Origin of the sequence: Streptococcus sp. 1032, from assembly GCF_013277015.1 — a bacterium.
Classification (GTDB): Bacteria; Bacillota; Bacilli; order Lactobacillales; family Streptococcaceae; genus Streptococcus.
Genome location: NZ_VMMD01000013.1, coordinates 65,755 through 85,448, shown reverse-complemented (window position 1 = coordinate 85,448; position 19,694 = coordinate 65,755). Strand labels below are relative to the sequence as shown.

The following is a 19,694-nucleotide window of genomic DNA, read 5'->3' as shown; positions in this document are numbered from 1 at the left end:
AAAAAAGCTAGGCTGTCACTCCCAATTAGGAAATTGACAACCTAGCTTTTACAATTTACATTTTATAGGAGCGCATTATTTTGCTTTTGCTGCGTACTCTTCGTTACGTTTGATCATTTGTTTTCTGTACCAAGCAAAGATACCGATATAGAATACAAGGAAGATCACAGCACCAAGGATTGCTTTGATATCACCTGTTGTAGTGTTACCAATTGTCCAACCAAGAAGTTTTTCGATTGGTCCTTCAAGAGTTGAGTGAGCAATCAATTGAGTTTGGCTCACACCTTCTGGGAAGGCACCTACACCTTTAGCAAGTTCTGTTGCAAATGGTGCAATAAGTGTACCTGAAAGAAGGAAGAGTGGCAACAAGAGTGTTCCGAAGATAATCATACGGAGCAATTTACCACGTGTTACAACCAAGAGAGCTGGAGTAACACCCATAGCGATGATACCTGCAAGTGGCAAGATACCATTTCCGACTTTTGAAAGAAGCACTGCTTCAATCAACATGATTGGTGCAAGTACGTTGGCACAAGCCCAGATTTCAGCACGACCAGCGATGAATGGCCAGTCAAGACCGATATTGAATTTACGTCCTTGAAGACGTTTAGTAGCAACGTTTGTAATACCTTGTGAAAGAGGTTCTACGGCAGCGATGAACCATGAACCGATAAGTGAGAAGAGTTCCAAAGATACACCGGCAGTCAAACCAAGAGACAACCATCCTCTGATAACAAGACGCCATTTATCTGCATCTTCAACACCTGCAATTGGATGTGGAGTTCCCATAATACCGATAACGATACCAAGGATGAAACCGATAAAGAATTTAGAACCCCAGAAACCGATTTTCTTGTTCAATTTTGCAGCGTCAAAGTCATATTTATCAAGACCTGGGAAGAATTTTTCAAAAATCTTGTCCAAAACCATGATAACTGGGTTCATCATGTAGTTCATGTGAGTTGATGTCATTGGTGATGAACTTGGAGCGTTAAGAAGGTCATCAAATGTAGGTTTCATCAAGTCAGAGTTGATAATTTTCAACACACCAACAAGCACGATAGCTGCTGTAGCAATCAAGAGTGAAACCCCTTGGCTCACACCGTTGTTATCTGCATACCATTTAATCAAAAGACCTGTGATAGACAAGTGCCAGATATCAAAGATATCAACGTCAAGTGTATCAGTTTTCTTCATAGCTAGCATCACTATGTTGACAATCAACATGATGAGCAAGAAGTAAAGTGTCCAAGCAGAACCCCAAGTGATTGTAGCAAGTGGTGCCCAACCAACGTCTGTAATACTCAATTGAATACCAGTATTTTCAACGAATTTTGCAAGCGACGCTGAGAAAGCAGTGTTTAGCATACCGATGATGGCACCGATACCAGTAAGAGCGATGGCAAGTTTGATACCACCTTCAAGCGCTTTGGAGAATTTCACTCCAAAAAGTAAAGCCAATACTGTCAAAATGATTAACATGATGACAGGACCACCCATATCTAAGATAGGTGTGAAAAAGTCTTTGATTAGACCAAATATTGCATCCATAACAGTTCCTCCCTTTTTTATGTTATATGAATGTTAACAAATTAAAATTAGCTTAACCCGTGTTCTTTGATGGCTGCTTCAATATTATCATATACTGGAGCACTCATTGCTGGAATACGGAATAAGATTGGTCCAGCTTCGATAACTGGAATATCTGGGTCAAAACCAAGGTCTGTAGCAGCAATTGGTGTGAAGATGTCATAACCTTTGATAAGGTCTTCGTTAACGTCTTTGACCATGACTGCATCACAGTGCACATCGTAACCACGGTTTGAAAGTTCTTCTTCAAGAGCACTTTTAATTTGGTGGCTTGAGTTAACACCTGCACCGCAGGCAGCAAGAATTTTAATCATATGGATTTCCTCCAATTTAATATTTTTAATAGACAAGATTAAGCAATTGCTTCAGCGATATAAGCATAGAGGGCTTCTGGTTCAGAAATTTTTGATAGGTCTTCAAGATGACCATTTCCTGTGAAGAAGTCCATCAACTGAGCAAGAATATTGGTTTGACTTGAACTCGAGTTATTGATAATAAAGAAGAGCAAGGATACTTCTACTTCCTTATCCGGTGCAATCATGTTGTGGAAGGTCACAGGTTTATCTAATCGAACGACCACAACTTTTTCAGCTAGATTATGAACAATATCTGTATGAGGAATAGCCACATTTGGCAAATCCTTACCCAAAAATTCCATATCTAAGCCAGTTGGAAATGATTTTTCACGCGTGATCAAGGCTTCACGATAGGTTGGAGTCACGATTTCTCGTTCTTCCAATAAAGTTGCAACCTGATCAAAGAGATGTTCTTGATTATCCGCTTCTAAGCAAAACACAAGGTTTTTGTCAAAGAAATGATCTAATCCCATAAGGTTTTCCCTTCTTTCCATTAACTTTATGCCATAAGTATAACACTATATGAAATCGTTGTCAATAGTTTTCTGTTGATTTTTGTCTCTTTTTTTATATTTTTGTTGCGTTTATAGTTTGTTATATAAAAATAAACACACAAACAAATACTATCAGCATTTTTTCTGTTCTAATACTAGAGCAAACTAGGAAGCTAGCCGCAGGTTGCTCAAAACACAGTTTTGAGGTTGTAGATAGAACTGACGAAGTCAGCTCAAAACATGATTTTGAGGTTGTAGATGAAACTGACGAAGTCAGCTCAAAACATGCTTTTGAGGTTGTAGATAAGACTGACGAAGTCAGTGATCATACCTACGGCAAGGTGAAGCTGACGTGGTTTGAAGAGATTTTCGAAGAGTATTAACAATGTTCCCATAATAAAAAGCAGGCTTATAAACCTGCTCTAATTTTTAAGTAAAAATTTTATTCTTCATCCATGCTCAAGACACTGAGAAAGGCTTCTTGAGGAACTTCTACTGATCCGATAGCTTTCATACGTTTCTTACCAGCTTTTTGTTTTTCAAGGAGTTTGCGTTTACGAGAAACGTCACCACCGTAACACTTGGCAAGTACGTTCTTACGAAGGGCCTTGATATCAGTACGAGCGACAATCTTGTGTCCAATTGCTGCCTGGATTGGAACTTCAAATTGTTGACGAGGGATAATTTTCTTGAGTTTATCAACGATAAGTTTTCCACGTTCGTAAGCAAAATCCTTGTGAACGATAAAGCTGAGGGCGTCCACCTTGTCTCCATTGAGAAGGATATCCATTTTGACCAGCTTAGATGGACGATACTCTGACAATTCGTAGTCAAAACTTGCATAACCACGTGTCGAAGACTTAAGTTTATCAAAGAAGTCAAAGACGATTTCAGCAAGTGGAATTTGATAGATAACATTAACACGATTGTCATCAATATAATCCATAGTCACAAAGTCCCCACGCTTACGCTGAGCTAATTCCATTACTGCCCCGACAAACTCCTGCGGCACCATGATTTGCGCCTTGACATAAGGCTCTTCAATGGTCGCAATCTTAGTTGGATCTGGGAACTCAGATGGGTTAGACACATCCATAGATTCGCCGTCTGTCAGATTGACTTTATAGATAACAGACGGAGCTGTCATAATGAGGTCGATATTGAACTCACGCTCTAAACGTTCTTGAATAACATCCATATGAAGAAGTCCAAGGAAACCACAACGGAAACCAAATCCAAGTGCCTGAGATGTTTCTGGTTCAAACTGCAGACTGGCATCGTTGAGCTGCAATTTTTCAAGCGCTTCACGCAGGTCATTGTACTTGTTTGACTCGATAGGATAGAGACCCGCAAAGACCATAGGATTCATCTGCTTGTAACCATGTAATGGCTCTGCCGCAGGATTGGTTGCCAAGGTAACGGTATCACCCACACGAGTGTCTTGAACCGTCTTAATAGAAGCAGCGATATATCCAACGTCACCAGTCGCAAGGAAATCACGACCAACTGCTTTCGGAGTAAAAATACCAACTTCGGTCACATCAAAGGTCTTACCATTGCTCATGAGCTGAATCTTATCTCCAGGTTTGACCACTCCGTCCATGACACGCACTTGGAGGATAACCCCACGGTAAGCATCGTAAACAGAGTCGAAAATCAAGGCCTTAAGTGGTGCCGTCACATCACCCGTTGGTGCTGGTACTTTTTCTACGATTTGCTCAAGGATGTCTTCAATACCGATACCAGCCTTGGCAGAAGCCAAAACTGCTTCACTAGCATCCAAACCAATGACATCTTCAATCTCAGTACGCACGCGCTCTGGATCCGCTGCTGGCAGGTCAATCTTGTTAATGACTGGCATGATTTCCAAATCATTGTCCAAGGCCAGATAAACGTTGGCAAGGGTTTGGGCCTCAATTCCTTGAGCAGCATCAACCACTAAAATCGCTCCTTCACAGGCAGCTAGCGAACGCGAAACTTCATAGGTAAAGTCCACGTGACCTGGCGTGTCAATCAAGTGGAAAATATAAGTTTCTCCATCTTTTGCAGTATAATTCAGCTCAATGGCATTCAACTTAATGGTAATCCCACGTTCCCGCTCTAAATCCATGCTATCCAAAAGCTGGGCCTGCATTTCACGACTTGAAACCGTCTCTGTTTTTTCCAAAATGCGGTCTGCTAGAGTTGATTTCCCGTGGTCAATGTGGGCGATAATAGAGAAGTTACGGATCTTCTCCTGTCGTTTTTTCAATTCTTCTAAGTTCATGATTCTCTTCCTTTCAGGGTATCTATTTATTATAAATTGTTTTTGACATTTTGACAAGACCATACCCTGCTAGGAGTACTAATCTTCAGCGACAAAGCCGTCATTTTCGATAAAGTGATGTTCTGTCATTCCTTGGTCTGTAAAGACAATCCCGTGAAGGACACCACCATAGACAGCTCCTCCATCCATTCCAATCTTACCGTCTTCTGTCACCCAAAGCTCAGCTGTACCGCGTTCTTGCTGTAATAAACCATAAACTGGTGTATGACCAAAGACAATGATTTTTCCAGTATGATTTTCTGCTTCGTGGAATGGTTTTCTAAGCCATACTTTTTTATAATCTGTGGTTTCATGCCAGTCATCCAAGGTCAAATCAATACCTGCGTGAACAAAGATATACTTGTCGGTCTCTACCACAAACGGCATTTGACGAATGAATTCGACCAAGTCTGCTGCTTCAGTAGCAACACGCTTGGCATCCTCGACCCCATCAACTGGTGCATCCAAGGGACGACCTAGGATAGAGTTAATGGTTGTATCTCCACCATTGCGACGATAATGGTCATAGCTTTCTTCTGGGTCATCGAGCCAAGTCAAAAACATATACTCGTGGTTTCCTGACAAACAGATAGCCCCTTGATTATCTACTAAATCCTTAACCATTTCAAGGACACGGCGACTATCTTCACCGCGGTCAATCAAATCCCCTAGAAAGAGCAACTGGGTCTGACCATCCCATGTTTTGAGAAGGTCTTCTAGCATTCCAGCTTTTCCATGAACATCTCCAATTACATAATAATCTGTCATCTTATTTCTCCCTGTTTCTCAACAATTCTCTGGCTTGCGTCAGAGCTGCTTCCGTCACATCATCACCTGCCAACATCTTGGCAACTTCCTCCACTCGCTCTTCAACCGTCAAAAGACGAACAGTCGAAACTGTTGAATGGTCATTGCTAATCTTCTCAATAAAGAATTGATAATCCGCAATCGCAATCACTTGTGGCAAGTGGGAGATAGCCAGAACCTGCCCATGCTGGCCAATCTTGTGAATCTTCTGTGCAATAGCCTGAGCTACACGGCCTGAAACTCCTGTATCCACCTCATCAAAGACAATGCTGGTCTTACCTTCTTTGCGAGAAAAGGCAGACTTGATGGCTAGCATGAGACGGGATAATTCCCCACCAGATGCAACCTTAACCAAGGGTTTAAAGTCTTCTCCAGGATTGGTTGAAATGTAAAATTCGACCATTTCATTGCCCTCACGACTGAATTTACCCTTGCTAAAACGAACTTGAAACTGGGCTTTTTCCATATAAAGATCTTGAAGCTCTTGTTTAATCTCTGCTTCGAGCTGCTGAGCCAAGTCATGACGAGCAGATGCAAGTTGACCTGCCAAATCAACAAGATTGACTTCCAATTTCTTGAGCTCTGCTTCCATGTCCTCAGACGAAAGGTTATTACCTGTCAATAGATTGTATTCTTCTGTAATTTTAGCAAAATAAAGCAAGACATCGTCTACAGTCCCACCATACTTACGGGTAATAGTGTGAAGGAGGTCCAAACGATTCTCAACCTGCATGAGGCGATTGCCATCAAAATCAAGGTCCTCTATAATAGCTTCCAAACGTTTGCTAATATCTTCTAAGACATAGTAGGTCTCAGACAAAGAGCTTGAAATTTCACGGTATTCAGGGTCATACTCTTCAACACTTTCCATGTCATTCATGGCTGAACGAACATTGGCCAGACTCGAGAACTCTTCATTGTCTAACATACTGTAGGCATTGGTCAGTGTATCCGCAATATTTTTATGGTTGAGCAGTTTATCACGCTCTTGATTGAGAGCCAAATCTTCTCCAGCCTGCAAGTTTGCTGCCTCAATCTCTGCCATTTGAAATTCCAACATTTCGATACGTGCCTTGTGTTCCTGCTGGTTTTTCTTGACTTCCAGAACCTGCTTGCGCATTTTACGGTAGGCATCAAAACTCGTTTGATAGGTTTCTTTCAAGTTCCAAAAAGCTGCGTCACCGAATTCATCTAACATCTGGATATGAAGTTGAGGACGCATTAACTCTTCTTGGTCATGCTGACCATGTATATCCACCAGATGTTGCCCAATAGCACGCAAAACAGACAGATTGACCATCTGGCCATTGACACGGCTGATACTACGACCACTTTGCAAGATTTCTCGACGGATGATAATTTCATCACCCATTTCCAAACCTTGCTCATCAAAAATTTCCTGTAAAAGGCGACTATTCTCAACTGAGAAAAGCCCCTCAATCTCTGCCTTTGGCGCACCATGACGAATAACATCTGTCGTAGCACGAGCTCCCAACATCATATTCATGGCATCAATGATAATCGACTTCCCTGCACCCGTTTCACCAGTCAGAACAGTCATCCCCTTTTCAAAATGGAGGGAAATAGCCTCAATAATGGCAAAGTTTTTTATCGAAATTTCAAGTAACATATAGACCTACCAATTTTTTACTTGTTCAAAGATTTCCTCAGCTAGACTTTCACTTCTGGCAATAACCAAAATCGAGCTATCATCAGCCAAACAGCTAAAAATCTTGTCCACAAAAGTCTCGGTTAACTGAGCTTTTACAAAAGCTGTATTTCCTGGGATAACTTGGAGATTGATCATCTTGTCCATCAATTCAGCCGATTCGATATTGTCTTCAGCTAGTTGCAAACTTTTTACGATTGATTTTGGCAATTCATAGACATAGGTGTTGTCTCTCAAAGGAATTTTGACAATACCTAGTTCTTTGATATCTCTGGATACTGTCGCTTGAGTGGCAGTGATTCCTGCCTCTTTCAAATGTTCTACGATTTCTTCTTGCGTTCCGATTTGATAATCTGTCACAAATCGTCTAATTTTTTCAAGTCTCTCTTTTTTATTCATTTTTAAATTGACTATGCGCCCTCTCTACTACTTCTTCAATATCAGCAAGAACCTGATTGCTTGCTGACTCTTCTTTTTTCAAATACGCTAAAAATTCAATATTTCCATGTCCACCTTGGATGGGAGAAAAGTCCAAACCAAGAACTGAAAATCCTTCCTCTACTGCCATAGCTGTGACAGATTCAAGGACATGTTGATGGACCTTGGCATCTCGAATAATCCCATTTTTCCCAATCTGCTCACGTCCTGCCTCAAACTGGGGCTTAACCAAAGCCACAACCTGTCCTTGATCTGCCAAGACTCGGTGCAAGGCTGGCAAAATCAGACTGAGGGAAATGAAACTCACATCAATACTGGCAAAGATCGATTCCTGCTCGAAATCAATCTTTTCAGCATAGCGGAAATTGAACTGCTCCATGCTGACAACCCTTGGGTCTTGGCGCAATTTCCAAGCCAACTGATTGGTACCAACATCAACTGCAAAGACTAACTCAGCACCATTCTGCAACATAACATCGGTAAATCCTCCAGTAGAAGCCCCAATATCAATCGTTGTAGCTCCTTCCACTGACAAATCAAAGACCTGCAAGGCCTTCTCCAGTTTCAAGCCACCACGGCTGACATACTTGAGTTTTTCACCCTTAAGTTTCAGCTCGGTGTCATCTGGGATTTTCTCTCCTGGTTTATCAAACCGTTCTCCATTAAGGACTGCTACGACTAGGCCAGCCATGACACCGCGCTTGGCCTGTTCTCGCGTTTCAAACAAACCCTGTTTATAAGCTAGTACATCCACTCTTTCCTTAGCCATTGATTCTCAAACTTTCTACTACTTTTACAATCGATTCTGTTTCAAAGGGAATCTGCTGGGCAATTTCTTCTAATTTGGCATTAGCTTGATCCAGAGTTTGGTTACAAAAGGCAATAGCCTCTTCCAAACCCAACAAAGCAGGATAGGTTGACTTTTCTGCCTGTAGATCCTTTTGTGGTGTCTTGCCGATCTCCTCAAAACTAGCGGTCACATCTAACACATCATCTCTAACTTGAAAAGCAAGCCCAATCAATTCACCTACAGTTTTAAGTTTTGCCTGAATTTCAGGAGCCAATTCCGCAATGATAGCAGCCGCTTGGAAGGGATAGGCTAGTAGTTTTCCAGTCTTATTAGCATGAATGGTCTGAAGTTCTTCCAAAGACAAATGCTGGTGTTCACCTTCCATATCCAAAACTTGCCCTGCTACCATGCCTAGACTTCCTGAAGCAAGAGATAAGTTGGCAATCAAGTCCACCTTAATCTGACTTGGCAAATCTGCCTGCGCTATCAAGGCGTAAGGATCTAGGAATAAAGCATCTCCAGCCAAAATTGCCATTGCTTCGCCAAATTTCTTATGGTTGGTCAAACGCCCTCGACGGTAATCATCATCATCCATAGCAGGAAGGTCATCGTGAATCAAGCTACCTGTATGAATCATTTCCAAGGCCGCGGCCACCTGTGCATGTGCTGGTTTAATAGCCACCTGCAAGGCTTCCAGAACTTCTAACAGAAGAAAAGGGCGAATACGCTTGCCACCAGCATGAATGGAATAGAGAACAGACTCTCGCAAACTAGAGGCAAACTGCTGGTCTCCATAAAAGTCTTCCAAGGCTGACTCGACAAGAGCTAATTTTTCTTGCTTTTTCATTCAAAATCACTTTCTGTTCCGTCTTCTTGCATAACCTTGACCAAAGTCTTTTCAGCCTTGTCTAGCGTAGCTTGGAGCTCTTTTGACAAGACCATGCCCTTTTGAAAGGCAGTAATCGCATCTTCCAAAGCAATCTCACCATTTTCCAAACTTTGGACGATGGTTTCCAGTTCTGCTAGATTTTCCTCAAATTTCTTTTGTTTTGACATCTTTAACCTCTAATTCTACTCGACCATCTCGCATCAAAAGCGTCACTTGGTCTTTTTTCTTCAAACTCTCAACCGAATCTACAACGGACTCTTCCTTTTTGACAATAGCATAACCACGCGCCACAATTCGACTGGTATCCAACATGAGCAAGGCTTCTGAAAGTCTCTTGACCTCAGCAACCTTGGCGTCATAAACCAGCGCCATTTGGCTACGTAGGAGCTTGTCCAACTGGCTTAAGCGGTCTTGATAGCGTTGGATTTTGGTAACGGGTGATAATTGTACCAGTCGATGCGTCCTTGCTTGGACTATCTGTTTGTTATCAGAAATCCGTGTTTGCAAACTTTGTTTTAAGCGCAGTTGCAGTTGATCCAATCGTTGCAAATAACCGTCATACAAGCGCTCTGGCTGTCTAAAGATAACAGACTGACTGCATTTTTTCAAAGCTTCTTGTTTCTTAGATAGGACATTTCGGACTGCTGTTGCCATCCGTTTTTCTTGATTTTGCAAATGAGCTAATACATCCAACTTGGTAACAGGTGTTGCTAGTTCAGCAGCTGCTGTTGGCGTTGCCGCCCGACGATCCGCTACAAAATCTGCCAAGGTTACATCCGTCTCATGCCCAACACTAGAAATGATTGGCAAGCGAGATTCAAAGATAGCTCGTACCACAATTTCTTCGTTAAAGGCCCAGAGATCCTCAATAGAACCTCCACCACGACCAATAATCAGCAAATCCAAATCGTCACGTTGATTGGCACGCGCAATATTTCGAGCTATTTCCTCTGCTGCTCCATCTCCTTGAACCTTGGTCGGATAGAGAAGAATGTCCACACCTGGAAAGCGCCTGCTGACGGTCGTGATAATATCTCGAATAACGGCTCCACTGCGACTGGTCACTACACCAATTCTCTTAGAAAATTGGGGCAGAGGTTGCTTGAAACGTTCTTGAAACAGGCCTTCTTCCGTCAATTTTTTCTTAAGTTGTTCAAACTGAATCGCAAGCGCACCAACCCCATCAGGTTCAGCTTTTTCAATGATAATGGAGTAGCTACCACTTGGCTCATAAACCTGCACACGCCCAATCACATTGATTTTCATCCCTTCTTCTAGGTCGAAACCTAATTTCTGATAAATCCCAGACCAGATGGTTGCTTGAATAACTGCATGGTCATCCTTTAGGGAGAAATATTGGTGAGTCGGTCGTTTACGAAAGTTGGAAACTTGACCAGTTAAATAGACCCGTTCCAAGTAAGGGTCTTTATCGAATTTCATTTTCAGATACTTGGTCAAAGTTGTTACCGATAAATACTTTTCCATCTCCACCTACTATTCATTTACTTGCTCTTTCATGGGTATTATTATACCAAAAATATGCCTAAAAATCTCCATTTATGTACCATTATGAGGGAAAAATAGAAAAAGGAGGCAAGGCCTCCACATCTGATTATTTGCTGTTTCGAGCTTCTTCCAAAATCTTTGCAATCTTGGTCGTCAACAGGTCAATAGCAACTGTATTGCTGACTCCCTCAGGAATGACAATATCAGCATACCGCTTGGTTGGCTCGATAAACTGGTGGTACATGGGTTTGACCACGCCTAGATACTGGTCAATAACGCTATCAAGGCTACGGCCACGTTCTTCCATATCGCGCTTAATACGACGAATAATGCGCACATCATCATCTGTATCCACAAAAATCTTGATATCCATCAAATCACGCAGACGCTTGTCCTCCAAGACCAAAATCCCCTCAACGATAAAGACATCTTGAGGCTCTTGACGATAGGTCTTGCTACTCCGTGTATGTTCTGTATAGTCATAAGTCGGGATGTCCACCGGACGACCCGCCAACAATTCCTTAATCTGCTCGATCATCAAGTCTGTATCAAAGGCAAAAGGATGGTCGTAGTTGGTTTTGATACGCTCTTCAAAGGTCAAATGAGACTGATCCTTGTAGTATGAATCATGCTCAATCATGGAAATCTTTTCATCAGGAAAATGCGATAAAATGGCTCTCGAAACACTGGTCTTACCACCACCAGAACCACCTGTCACTCCGATAATGATTGGTCTATTTTGCATGCTATCCTCCGTTTTTTTATCCGTCGTCTATTCTATCACATTTTTTGCAAAATTTATAGTCTGGTTTTGGATAGTTTAGGGGAAACAATTCTAATCCCTACACCCCCAGTTAGACTAGCTAAAAACCTTCCTTGGCTTGTAGAGATTGTCTCGCTTTTCTAGAATGGCTAGCAATTTATCTCCTTCAAAAGCAGCCAGTTCTTTGTCCGTTTGTTCGAGCTCTATAAAACGACCAAAGCGCACTTCTGCAGCCTCTTCTGGACTTAGGAAAACTTTGACAAGGTCTCCTGTCCCAATCTCTAGAGGATGAAGAAAGTCCAATTGGCCAGCCCCCACTTTTGCAGCAATTTCTTCCAAGGTAAGAGCATCTTCTAGTTGCAAACCAGCTGCACTAGTCCGTGTTAAATGTGACATATGAGCCGCATAACCAAGCTTCTCTCCCAAATCAACTGACAAGGTACGGATGTAAGTCCCTTTACTGCATTTTACACGGAAAGTAAAACATGCAAGATGATCCTCATAAGAAATTGGACTTGTCCGCTCAAATTGATAAATGGTCACCTGACGTTCTGGACGCTCCACTTCCTGACCAGCACGCGCATACTCATAGAGCTTGCGACCATTGACCTTTACAGCCGAATACATCGGTGGAATCTGGGTAATAGTCCCAGTCAAACTAGCGATTGCTTCATCAACAAGCTTTTCATCCAAGGGCGATAAAACAGGTGTCTCTGCGACAACTTCCCCACTAGCATCCTCTGTCGTCGTTGAATAACCGAGAGTAATCTCCCCCTCATAGACCTTGCCCTCATCCTGCATGAACTCGACCATGCGTGTCGCCTTGCCAACCGCAATGGGCAAAACACCCACCACATCCGGATCCAAAGTCCCACCATGACCAATCTTCTTGGTTCCCAAAATCTTACGCAGTTTAAAAACCGCATCATGCGATGTCATCCCCGCTTCTTTTTTTAAGTTGATAATACCGTTCATTTTTGCTTTCTCACTCCCCCTTCAGTGCTTCAAATTTCGCTTTCATGGTTGGATTTTTTCGAGTCAATTTTTTAACAGAAACATCTTCCAATTTGTTGTTTGCGAGACGGAGTTGGTTTTCAGATGTGGTTAGGAATTTCTTAACCTCTTCCATCCGTTTTATGGCCTTATCGATTTCATCAATAGCTTTTCCAAAGTTGGTCGAAGCTGAGTTATAGTTCTTGGCAAAAGCTAGTTTAAAGGCGTCCAAATCTTCTTCAAAATGCGTAATGTCAATATTTTGTTCGCGAACCAAGGCCAGCTCCTGCTTGTATTTTAGGGAATTAAGCGCCGCATTACGTAAGAGACCAATCAACTGGATAAAGAATTGAGGACGAACCACATACATCTTTTCGTACTCATGGCTGACGTCAACAATCCCTGTGTTAAAGTAGTCGTTATCGGCCTCAAGCATAGTCACCAAAACGGCATACTCACAGTTCTTCTCCCGACGGTCCTTGTCTAATTCCTTGTAAAAATCTGCATTATTGTGCTTCTTCTCTGTTCCATCTGCTTCATTTTTCATCTCAAACATAATGGAAATGATTTCGACTCCATTTTCATCGCATTCACGGAAGATAAAGTCCCCCTTAGAACCACGCGCAGAAACCTTGTTATCCTTCTCAAAGTAAGCATTTGGAAAGGCGAAACTACGTACCTTGTTAAACTCACTCTCTGCATAGTGTTCCAGACTTTCCCCAATCGCTTTTGTAGATTGTTGGACTTTGAAATTCTTGTAAAATTCGACTTGTTCACTGGCTGCCTTGAGCTGGGCTTCGTAGTTTTGCTTAACAGAAGCAAGAGAAAGCTCGTTTTCTTTTTCTTGTAAAAGAAGTTGGTTTTTAACCTGATCACGTTCTTTTTCTAGATCAGAAAGGGTCTTTTGGAGCTGGTTTTCATGCTCCAAACGCAAGGTCGCCAATTGGTTTTCCAAGGCCTGTACTTCCTTATCCTTAGCCAATAAGGCCTGATTACTTGTCTGTTCAACCTCTTTCTTGGCCAATTCTTTTTCTGTATCAAAGTTTTGGATTTGACTCTGTAATTGAGCAATTTCTTGGTCTTTTTGAGCTAGTTTAGACTGTTGTTCATTCATGGCCTTTTGCTCAGCCAAGGCCAGTTCCTGCTTCATCCGGTCGTGCAATTCCTTATCAAACTCTGCCGTTCTCACTTGAGACAAAAGTTCGGCATACTGACTTTCATTTACTGTAAAGACTTCCCCACAGTTGGGACATTTGATTTCGTTCATATCGTTCCTCTTTCTAGACTTCTTTAACCATTATATCATGCCTAAAGGAAAATCAAAAACAGCGAGTCGAAACCCACTGTTTATCTTCTTTTACTTTAAATTTTTTCCAAGGCCAAGCGCAAATCTTCGATCAAATCCTCTACATTTTCAAGTCCGATTGACAAACGAATTTGGTTTGGTGTGACACCTGCTGCTTCAAGGTCTTTTTCTGACAATTGACCGTGAGTGGTTGTAGCTGGATGGACAACAAGCGATTTGGCATCTGCCACGTTTGCTAGGTCAGAGAAGATTTCTAAATGATCAATTACCTTACGGGCTTCTGCCTCCCCACCTTTGACATGGAAGGTAAAGATTGAGCCCACACCTTTTGGCAAATATTTCTCAGCCAAGGCATGGTAAGGACTATCAGCAAGTTTTGGATAATTGACCTTTTCTACCTTAGGATGGTTGACAAGGAAATCAACAATTTTCTCTGCATTTTGCACATGCCGTTCCACACGAAGTGAAAGGGTTTCAAGTCCTTGGAGTAACAAGAAGGCATTAAATGGCGACAAGGCTGCACCTGTATCACGGAGCAATTGAACACGGACAGCGATAATAAAGGCAGCCGCACCTACATCACGAGTATAGCTCAAGTTATGATAGCTTGGGTCTTCCTCAACAAATTGAGGGAATTTCCCTGAAGCCGCCCAGTCAAAACGCCCACTATCGACAATCACTCCACCAATAGTCGTACCATGCCCACCGATAAACTTAGTCGCAGAGTGAATGGCAATATCAACACCGTGAGAAAAGACGTTAATCAAATATGGTGTAGCAAAAGTGTTGTCCGAAACGAGTGGAATCTGGTGTTTATGCGCAATCTCAGCCAATTTTTCCAAGTCAGGAATGTTAATCAAGGGATTGCCCAAGGTTTCAATTAAGACAAGCTTGGTATTGTCTTTGATCGCTGCTTCTACTTCCTCCAAATTATCCACATCGACAAAGGTTGTTGTGATCCCATAACGAGGAAGGGTTTCTTTCAAGAGATTGAAAGTCCCACCGTAAATAGTTGATGCTGCTACAACATGGTCACCAGCATGGGCAAGTGCCAAAATCGTATAAGTCACTGCAGCCATACCTGATGCGGTTGCAAGAGCTCCAACACCACCTTCCAGAGCAGCAATTCTTTCTTCAAAGGCAGCCGTTGTAGGATTTGTAATACGAGTATAGATATTCCCTGGTTTTCTCAAGGCAAACAAATCGGCACCTTCCTGCGTGTCATCAAAAACAAAGGATGTAGTCTGATAAATCGGTACTGCACGAGACTTGGTAGCTGGATCCACAACTTGACCAGCATGCAATTGTAATGTTTCAAATTTAAAATCACGAATCATAAGGCGACCTCCATATAGTTTGATTAAGGATATTGTAGCACCTTGAGTTATAGTTTACAAATATCAGTTTTCTATATTTTGATATAATAAATAACTATTACCTTATTTTAAAAATCGAAAAAAGCACGACTCAATCGTGCTCATTTTCTTAATCTACATAAGTATCTTCATTTTTATTGAGGAAGGCATATGGAAGACCCATCAAGAGGCCTCCTCCGATAAAGTTTCCGATGAAGGTTACACCCCAGTGACGAAGCATATTTCCAACACCGAAGTTGGCAATTGAGTCAGCAGCAACACTGAATTTTACAATCGCGAAAGAAGCAAAGTTCGCGGCAATGTGCTCGTTTGTTAAGAATACAAACATGTAAATCGCTGACAACACAAGCCAAAGTTTGGCACCACCATCTTTGACCAAAACAAATGAAAGAATCGCAATATTAACGAAAATATTTGCCAAAATCGCCTCAAGTAAGACTAATTCATTTGAACGGCCTAACTTCATCTCAACAACCCCTGAGATGAAACTATCGTGTGTCAGATGTGCATAAGCTGCTGAGTGGGCAAAGCCCCAACCTGCTATCAAAGCCCCGATAAGGTTGAACAAGGTACAGTAAAGTAAAATCTCAGCTGTTTTTCTCCAAGAGATTTTTTTCAAGAAACTACCTGCAGTCAAGAACATCATGTTTGATGTTACCAACTCAGCATTCAAGAAAACAATGTAGGCCAAGCCCCAAGCAAAGACAAATGGGAAGAGGAAACGTCCACTACCTGGTGCGATTTTATTAATCAAGTCAGCCCCAACTGCACCTGCAGCAGTACTGAAGGTTAAAAATGCACCTGCAAACATAGAACGAATCGCATACTTAAATTTGCTTTGGCTATAAAGACTTTCTTTCTTCTTGCAAGCAAATTCAATCTTTGAGATAAATTCTGAAGAAACCATAATAAACTCCTAAATCTTTTTTCTTGATAATTATATCACAAACTTTAGAATTAAGGAAGCGTTTTCCGTATTTCATAAAAGTTTATTTTTATGAAAATCTTAAAAAATCAGTGAAATCCATGATTTCACTGATTTGTATTAATAAAATTGTCTATACGGTTGATTGAAAGCTGTTAGGATTTCATCAGATGTTTGTGAATAATCTTTTGTTTCTTTCAAATCACCTTTTACAATAATACGTTCTGTAGCAGCAAGGTCTTCACAGGTTACTAATGTGATTTCATTGACCCCATCTCTATCATCAACCTCATCAACACGATCCGGTGTCACACGTTTGACTTCACGTATTTCATAGGTATAAACTTTATTTTTATCGGTTAGATAAATCTTCATACCATTTTTAGCATTATCTAAAGGAGAAAATAACATTTTATTAGCATTATCAACACCAAAGATATGGTGACTAGCTAGACTATAATTTCCTTCTCCCATTACTTGCTCGCGTTTCATTGTACCAGCGCCGTAGAAGAGATTAACATTATCAAGTCCTTTAAAAATCGGCAAATTCATTTCCAATTCAGGAATTGCAATTCCCCCAATAACTGGTAATTTTTGAGCATCCCATTGAGAAGCTAAAACAGCTTCCGAAGAAATCGCTTTGACCGAATCAAAATCAAAATTTCCTTCTGTATCCTGATTTTCTTCTATTTTTTCTTTTGATACCTGGCTAACTTGATACTTATTGGTATTCCAGACCATGAAAATATTTCGAATTTGCGCATTAAAAATCAAAGCCAGTGACAGTACTATCAGAAATCCTGCTAGGATATTTGTCAGCAGATTTTTTCGCTTGTTTTTCTTTTTATTATTTTTTTGAGACATTATGCTTCACCTTCTGTTTCATTTTCTGTCCCAACTTCTTCTTTTTCTGCCGCTGCAACCGTTGTGAAGGTCACTATCTGAGCATCTTGATCCAGGCGCATTACTTTAACTCCCATAGTTGCGCGTCCTGTTTGTGAAATATTGGCAAGATTGGTTCGAATCATGACACCTGTATCAGTGATAATCATCAAATCCTCATCCCCTTGAACAGTCATAAGACCGGCCAGCAAGCCATTTTTTTCGGTAATTTTAGCTGTCTGCATTCCCTTACCACCACGACCTTTTGTTGGGTATTCAGTAGCGACTGTACGCTTACCATATCCTTTTTCTGTGATAATAAGAACCTCATCTTGATCAGTAATCAAGCTGGCACCAACAACAGTATCTCCTTCACGAAGGTTAACACCTTTCACACCTGTGGCGATACGACTCATGCCGCGAACGGCTGATTGATTAAAGCGAACTGCATAACCAAACTTGGTACCAATGATAATATCCGTATCTTCTTCCGTCAACAAGACATTAATCAACTCATCTTCATCTTTGAGGTTCAAAGCCTTGAGACCATTTTGACGAATATTAGCAAATTCCTTAACGCTGGTTCTCTTCACAATACCATGACGGGTTGTAAAGAAAAGATAAGCATCATCACTGCGATCAGACTCAACATTGATAATAGTCTGAATACTTTCGCCTTCATCTAATTTCAAGAGATTGACTACTGGTAATCCTTTGGCCGTCCGACCATACTCAGGAATTTCATAACCTTTCAAACGATAAACTCGCCCTTTATTTGTGAAGAAGAGCAGATGATCATGGGTGCTAGTTGACACTAACTCACGAACAAAATCATCATCCTTAACACCTGTTCCTTGGACACCACGACCCCCACGTTTTTGAGCAGTAAATTCATCCTGATCCAAACGCTTAATGTAGCCTCTGTTAGAAAGGGTAATCAAGACATCCGATTCTTCAATCAAGTCCTCATCTTCAAGACTCAAGACTTCACCGACCATCAACTCTGTACGGCGTTTATCAGAAAATTTACGTTTAACTTCATCTAATTCGTCTTTGATAATTTGAGAAACACGTTCTGGCTTAGCAAGAATATCCGCCAAATCCGCAATCAGAGCCAAGAGGTCATCATACTCAGACTGAATCTTATCGCGTTCCAAACCTGTCAAACGACGAAGACGCATGTCTAGGATAGCCTGACTTTGACGTTCAGAAAGCTTAAACTTACTCATCAACTCAGCTTGTGCTTCTGCGTCTGTTTCACTAGCACGGATGATACGAATCACTTCGTCGATATGGTCTAGCGCAATCAAGAGACCTTCTAAGATATGAGCACGTGCTTCCGCTTTTTCCTTATCAAAACGTGTACGACGAACAACCACTTCTTTTTGGTGTTCGATATAAGCATCCAAAATCTGACGAAGAGACAAAATCTTCGGTACACCATTTTGAATCGCCAACATATTAAAACCAAAATTGGTTTGCATCTGGGTCATCTTGAAAAGATTATTGAGGATAACATTGGCAGAGGCATCACGTTTGACCTCGATTACGAAACGAACCCCTTCTCGGTTAGATTCATCACGAACTGCTGTGATGCCCTCAATCCGTTTTTCCTGAACCAAACGAACAATATGCTCATGCACCTTTGTTTTATTGACCATATAGGGAAATTCTGTTACAACAATACGCTCACGGCCAGTCTTAGTTTCTTCAATTTCAGTACGAGAACGAAGAACAATAGAACCTTTACCTGTTTCATAAGCCTTATGAATGCCTGATTTCCCCATGACAAGGGCACCTGTTGGAAAATCTGGACCAGGCAAGACTTCCATCAAGTCCTTGGTAGTCACTTCAGGATTGTCCATGACCAACTTCACTGCATCAATGGTTTCACCCAGATTATGAGGGGGAATATTGGTCGCCATCCCAACGGCAATACCAGTTGCTCCATTGACCAAAAGGTTTGGAAAACGTGCAGGCAAGACCAAGGGTTCCCGTTCATTGGCATCATAGTTATCGACGAAATCAACCGTATTCTTATTGATATCTCGAAGCATTTCTAGAGCAATCTTGCTCATACGTGCCTCAGTATAACGCTGGGCGGCAGCACCATCACCATCCATGGAACCAAAGTTCCCATGACCATCTACAAGCATGTAACGGTAGCTCCACCATTGAGCCATGCGGACCATGGCTTCATAGATAGAGGAATCCCCATGTGGGTGGTATTTACCCATGACATCCCCTGTAATACGAGCAGATTTTTTATGAGGTTTGTCTGGAGTAACACCCAATTCATTCATTCCGTAGAGAATTCGACGGTGAACAGGTTTCAAGCCATCTCGAACATCAGGAAGAGCCCGGGCTACGATAACACTCATGGCGTAATCGATAAAGCTCGTCTTCATCTCCTTTGTCAGATTGACATTCACTAAATTTTTATCCTGCATTAATAAATGCCTCATTTCACAATTAGTAAGTAACAACATTATACCATAAATTCCCATCTATTTCAGCCTCTAAACCACTAAAACGTTTACATTGAGAACTATAAGGCATATTCGTGACAAAGTTTTTTAAAAGTGATAGAATGAAGTTGTCTGGG

The 19,694-nt window shown here is 41.5% G+C and carries 18 protein-coding genes; all 18 read right to left on the bottom strand.

Features of this window, described 5'->3' with window-relative positions:
• Window positions 1–75: 75 nt before the first annotated feature.
• Window positions 76–1,551 carry a PTS galactitol transporter subunit IIC gene (locus HT711_RS03860; RefSeq protein ID WP_173233537.1) on the bottom strand — a complete coding sequence of 492 codons (1,476 nt, stop codon included), beginning with the start codon at window positions 1,549–1,551 and terminating at the stop codon, window positions 76–78.
• Window positions 1,552–1,598: 47 nt separating this feature from the next.
• Window positions 1,599–1,904: a PTS sugar transporter subunit IIB gene (locus tag HT711_RS03855; protein WP_173233539.1), complete on the bottom strand. Its 306-nt coding sequence runs from the start codon at window positions 1,902–1,904 to the stop codon at window positions 1,599–1,601.
• 38 nt (window positions 1,905–1,942) lie between these two features.
• Window positions 1,943–2,419, bottom strand: a complete 477-nt coding sequence (locus tag HT711_RS03850; RefSeq protein WP_000521972.1) for a PTS sugar transporter subunit IIA — start codon at window positions 2,417–2,419, stop codon at window positions 1,943–1,945.
• Window positions 2,420–2,882: 463 nt separating this feature from the next.
• Window positions 2,883–4,706 (bottom strand): translation elongation factor 4, encoded by a 1,824-nt coding sequence (lepA, locus tag HT711_RS03845; RefSeq protein ID WP_078238629.1) that lies wholly within the window; start codon window positions 4,704–4,706, stop codon window positions 2,883–2,885.
• 78 nt (window positions 4,707–4,784) lie between these two features.
• Window positions 4,785–5,513, bottom strand: coding sequence for a metallophosphoesterase family protein (locus HT711_RS03840; RefSeq protein WP_112443730.1), 729 nt, complete (start codon window positions 5,511–5,513; stop codon window positions 4,785–4,787).
• A 1-nt stretch (window position 5,514) separates the two neighbouring features.
• The gene (recN, locus tag HT711_RS03835) at window positions 5,515–7,182 is read right to left on the bottom strand and encodes a DNA repair protein RecN (RefSeq protein ID WP_173233541.1); all 1,668 of its coding nucleotides are present in this window, start codon (window positions 7,180–7,182) and stop codon (window positions 5,515–5,517) included.
• A gap of 6 nt (window positions 7,183–7,188) precedes the next feature.
• The gene (locus tag HT711_RS03830) at window positions 7,189–7,620 is read right to left on the bottom strand and encodes an arginine repressor (RefSeq protein WP_020902883.1); all 432 of its coding nucleotides are present in this window, start codon (window positions 7,618–7,620) and stop codon (window positions 7,189–7,191) included.
• The gene (locus HT711_RS03825; protein WP_173233543.1) at window positions 7,613–8,428 is read right to left on the bottom strand and encodes a TlyA family RNA methyltransferase; all 816 of its coding nucleotides are present in this window, start codon (window positions 8,426–8,428) and stop codon (window positions 7,613–7,615) included. Before HT711_RS03825 ends, HT711_RS03830 begins: the two co-directional genes overlap by 8 nt.
• Window positions 8,421–9,296 (bottom strand): polyprenyl synthetase family protein, encoded by an 876-nt coding sequence (locus HT711_RS03820; protein ID WP_173233544.1) that lies wholly within the window; start codon window positions 9,294–9,296, stop codon window positions 8,421–8,423. The genes HT711_RS03825 and HT711_RS03820 overlap by 8 nt, the downstream gene beginning before the upstream one ends.
• A complete protein-coding gene (locus HT711_RS03815) occupies window positions 9,293–9,505 on the bottom strand; it encodes an exodeoxyribonuclease VII small subunit (protein ID WP_000043230.1) in 213 nt (70 codons plus the stop codon). Before HT711_RS03815 ends, HT711_RS03820 begins: the two co-directional genes overlap by 4 nt.
• Window positions 9,483–10,823 (bottom strand): exodeoxyribonuclease VII large subunit, encoded by a 1,341-nt coding sequence (xseA, locus tag HT711_RS03810; protein WP_173233546.1) that lies wholly within the window; start codon window positions 10,821–10,823, stop codon window positions 9,483–9,485. The genes HT711_RS03815 and xseA overlap by 23 nt, the downstream gene beginning before the upstream one ends.
• Window positions 10,824–10,950: 127 nt before the next feature.
• Window positions 10,951–11,589 carry a uridine kinase gene (udk, locus tag HT711_RS03805; RefSeq protein WP_001181365.1) on the bottom strand — a complete coding sequence of 213 codons (639 nt, stop codon included), beginning with the start codon at window positions 11,587–11,589 and terminating at the stop codon, window positions 10,951–10,953.
• 114 nt (window positions 11,590–11,703) lie between these two features.
• Window positions 11,704–12,582, bottom strand: coding sequence for a tRNA pseudouridine(55) synthase TruB (gene truB, locus HT711_RS03800; RefSeq protein ID WP_173233549.1), 879 nt, complete (start codon window positions 12,580–12,582; stop codon window positions 11,704–11,706).
• Window positions 12,583–12,592: 10 nt separating this feature from the next.
• Window positions 12,593–13,867: a DUF2130 domain-containing protein gene (locus tag HT711_RS03795; protein ID WP_173233551.1), complete on the bottom strand. Its 1,275-nt coding sequence runs from the start codon at window positions 13,865–13,867 to the stop codon at window positions 12,593–12,595.
• Between the two features lie 95 nt (window positions 13,868–13,962).
• Entirely contained in the window at window positions 13,963–15,243 is a 1,281-nt protein-coding gene (locus HT711_RS03790; protein WP_173233553.1) for an O-acetylhomoserine aminocarboxypropyltransferase/cysteine synthase family protein, read from the bottom strand.
• 148 nt (window positions 15,244–15,391) lie between these two features.
• Window positions 15,392–16,189, bottom strand: a complete 798-nt coding sequence (locus HT711_RS03785) for a formate/nitrite transporter family protein (RefSeq protein WP_020900680.1) — start codon at window positions 16,187–16,189, stop codon at window positions 15,392–15,394.
• Between the two features lie 138 nt (window positions 16,190–16,327).
• Window positions 16,328–17,071 carry a sortase SrtA gene (gene srtA / locus HT711_RS03780; protein WP_050242740.1) on the bottom strand — a complete coding sequence of 248 codons (744 nt, stop codon included), beginning with the start codon at window positions 17,069–17,071 and terminating at the stop codon, window positions 16,328–16,330.
• Complete coding sequence (gene gyrA, locus HT711_RS03775) at window positions 17,071–19,539, bottom strand: DNA gyrase subunit A (protein WP_173233555.1); 2,469 nt, start codon at window positions 19,537–19,539, stop codon at window positions 17,071–17,073. The genes srtA and gyrA overlap by 1 nt, the downstream gene beginning before the upstream one ends.
• Window positions 19,540–19,694 lie beyond the last annotated feature (155 nt).

What these genes read in the sequence shown, in the direction of transcription:
- HT711_RS03785 (WP_020900680.1), bottom strand. Translation starts at nt 16,189, where the DNA reads ATGGTTTCTTCAGAATTTATCTCAAAGATTGAATTTGCTTGCAAGAAG.
- HT711_RS03820 (WP_173233544.1), bottom strand. Translation starts at nt 9,296, where the DNA reads ATGAAAAAGCAAGAAAAATTAGCTCTTGTCGAGTCAGCCTTGGAAGAC.
- gyrA (WP_173233555.1), bottom strand. Translation starts at nt 19,539, where the DNA reads ATGCAGGATAAAAATTTAGTGAATGTCAATCTGACAAAGGAGATGAAG.
- srtA (WP_050242740.1), bottom strand. Translation starts at nt 17,071, where the DNA reads ATGTCTCAAAAAAATAATAAAAAGAAAAACAAGCGAAAAAATCTGCTG.
- HT711_RS03855 (WP_173233539.1), bottom strand. Translation starts at nt 1,904, where the DNA reads ATGATTAAAATTCTTGCTGCCTGCGGTGCAGGTGTTAACTCAAGCCAC.
- udk (WP_001181365.1), bottom strand. Translation starts at nt 11,589, where the DNA reads ATGCAAAATAGACCAATCATTATCGGAGTGACAGGTGGTTCTGGTGGT.
- truB (WP_173233549.1), bottom strand. Translation starts at nt 12,582, where the DNA reads ATGAACGGTATTATCAACTTAAAAAAAGAAGCGGGGATGACATCGCAT.
- HT711_RS03790 (WP_173233553.1), bottom strand. Translation starts at nt 15,243, where the DNA reads ATGATTCGTGATTTTAAATTTGAAACATTACAATTGCATGCTGGTCAA.
- HT711_RS03830 (WP_020902883.1), bottom strand. Translation starts at nt 7,620, where the DNA reads ATGAATAAAAAAGAGAGACTTGAAAAAATTAGACGATTTGTGACAGAT.
- HT711_RS03840 (WP_112443730.1), bottom strand. Translation starts at nt 5,513, where the DNA reads ATGACAGATTATTATGTAATTGGAGATGTTCATGGAAAAGCTGGAATG.
- xseA (WP_173233546.1), bottom strand. Translation starts at nt 10,823, where the DNA reads ATGGAAAAGTATTTATCGGTAACAACTTTGACCAAGTATCTGAAAATG.
- lepA (WP_078238629.1), bottom strand. Translation starts at nt 4,706, where the DNA reads ATGAACTTAGAAGAATTGAAAAAACGACAGGAGAAGATCCGTAACTTC.
- recN (WP_173233541.1), bottom strand. Translation starts at nt 7,182, where the DNA reads ATGTTACTTGAAATTTCGATAAAAAACTTTGCCATTATTGAGGCTATT.
- HT711_RS03860 (WP_173233537.1), bottom strand. Translation starts at nt 1,551, where the DNA reads ATGGATGCAATATTTGGTCTAATCAAAGACTTTTTCACACCTATCTTA.
- HT711_RS03825 (WP_173233543.1), bottom strand. Translation starts at nt 8,428, where the DNA reads ATGGCTAAGGAAAGAGTGGATGTACTAGCTTATAAACAGGGTTTGTTT.
- HT711_RS03795 (WP_173233551.1), bottom strand. Translation starts at nt 13,867, where the DNA reads ATGAACGAAATCAAATGTCCCAACTGTGGGGAAGTCTTTACAGTAAAT.
- HT711_RS03815 (WP_000043230.1), bottom strand. Translation starts at nt 9,505, where the DNA reads ATGTCAAAACAAAAGAAATTTGAGGAAAATCTAGCAGAACTGGAAACC.
- HT711_RS03850 (WP_000521972.1), bottom strand. Translation starts at nt 2,419, where the DNA reads ATGGGATTAGATCATTTCTTTGACAAAAACCTTGTGTTTTGCTTAGAA.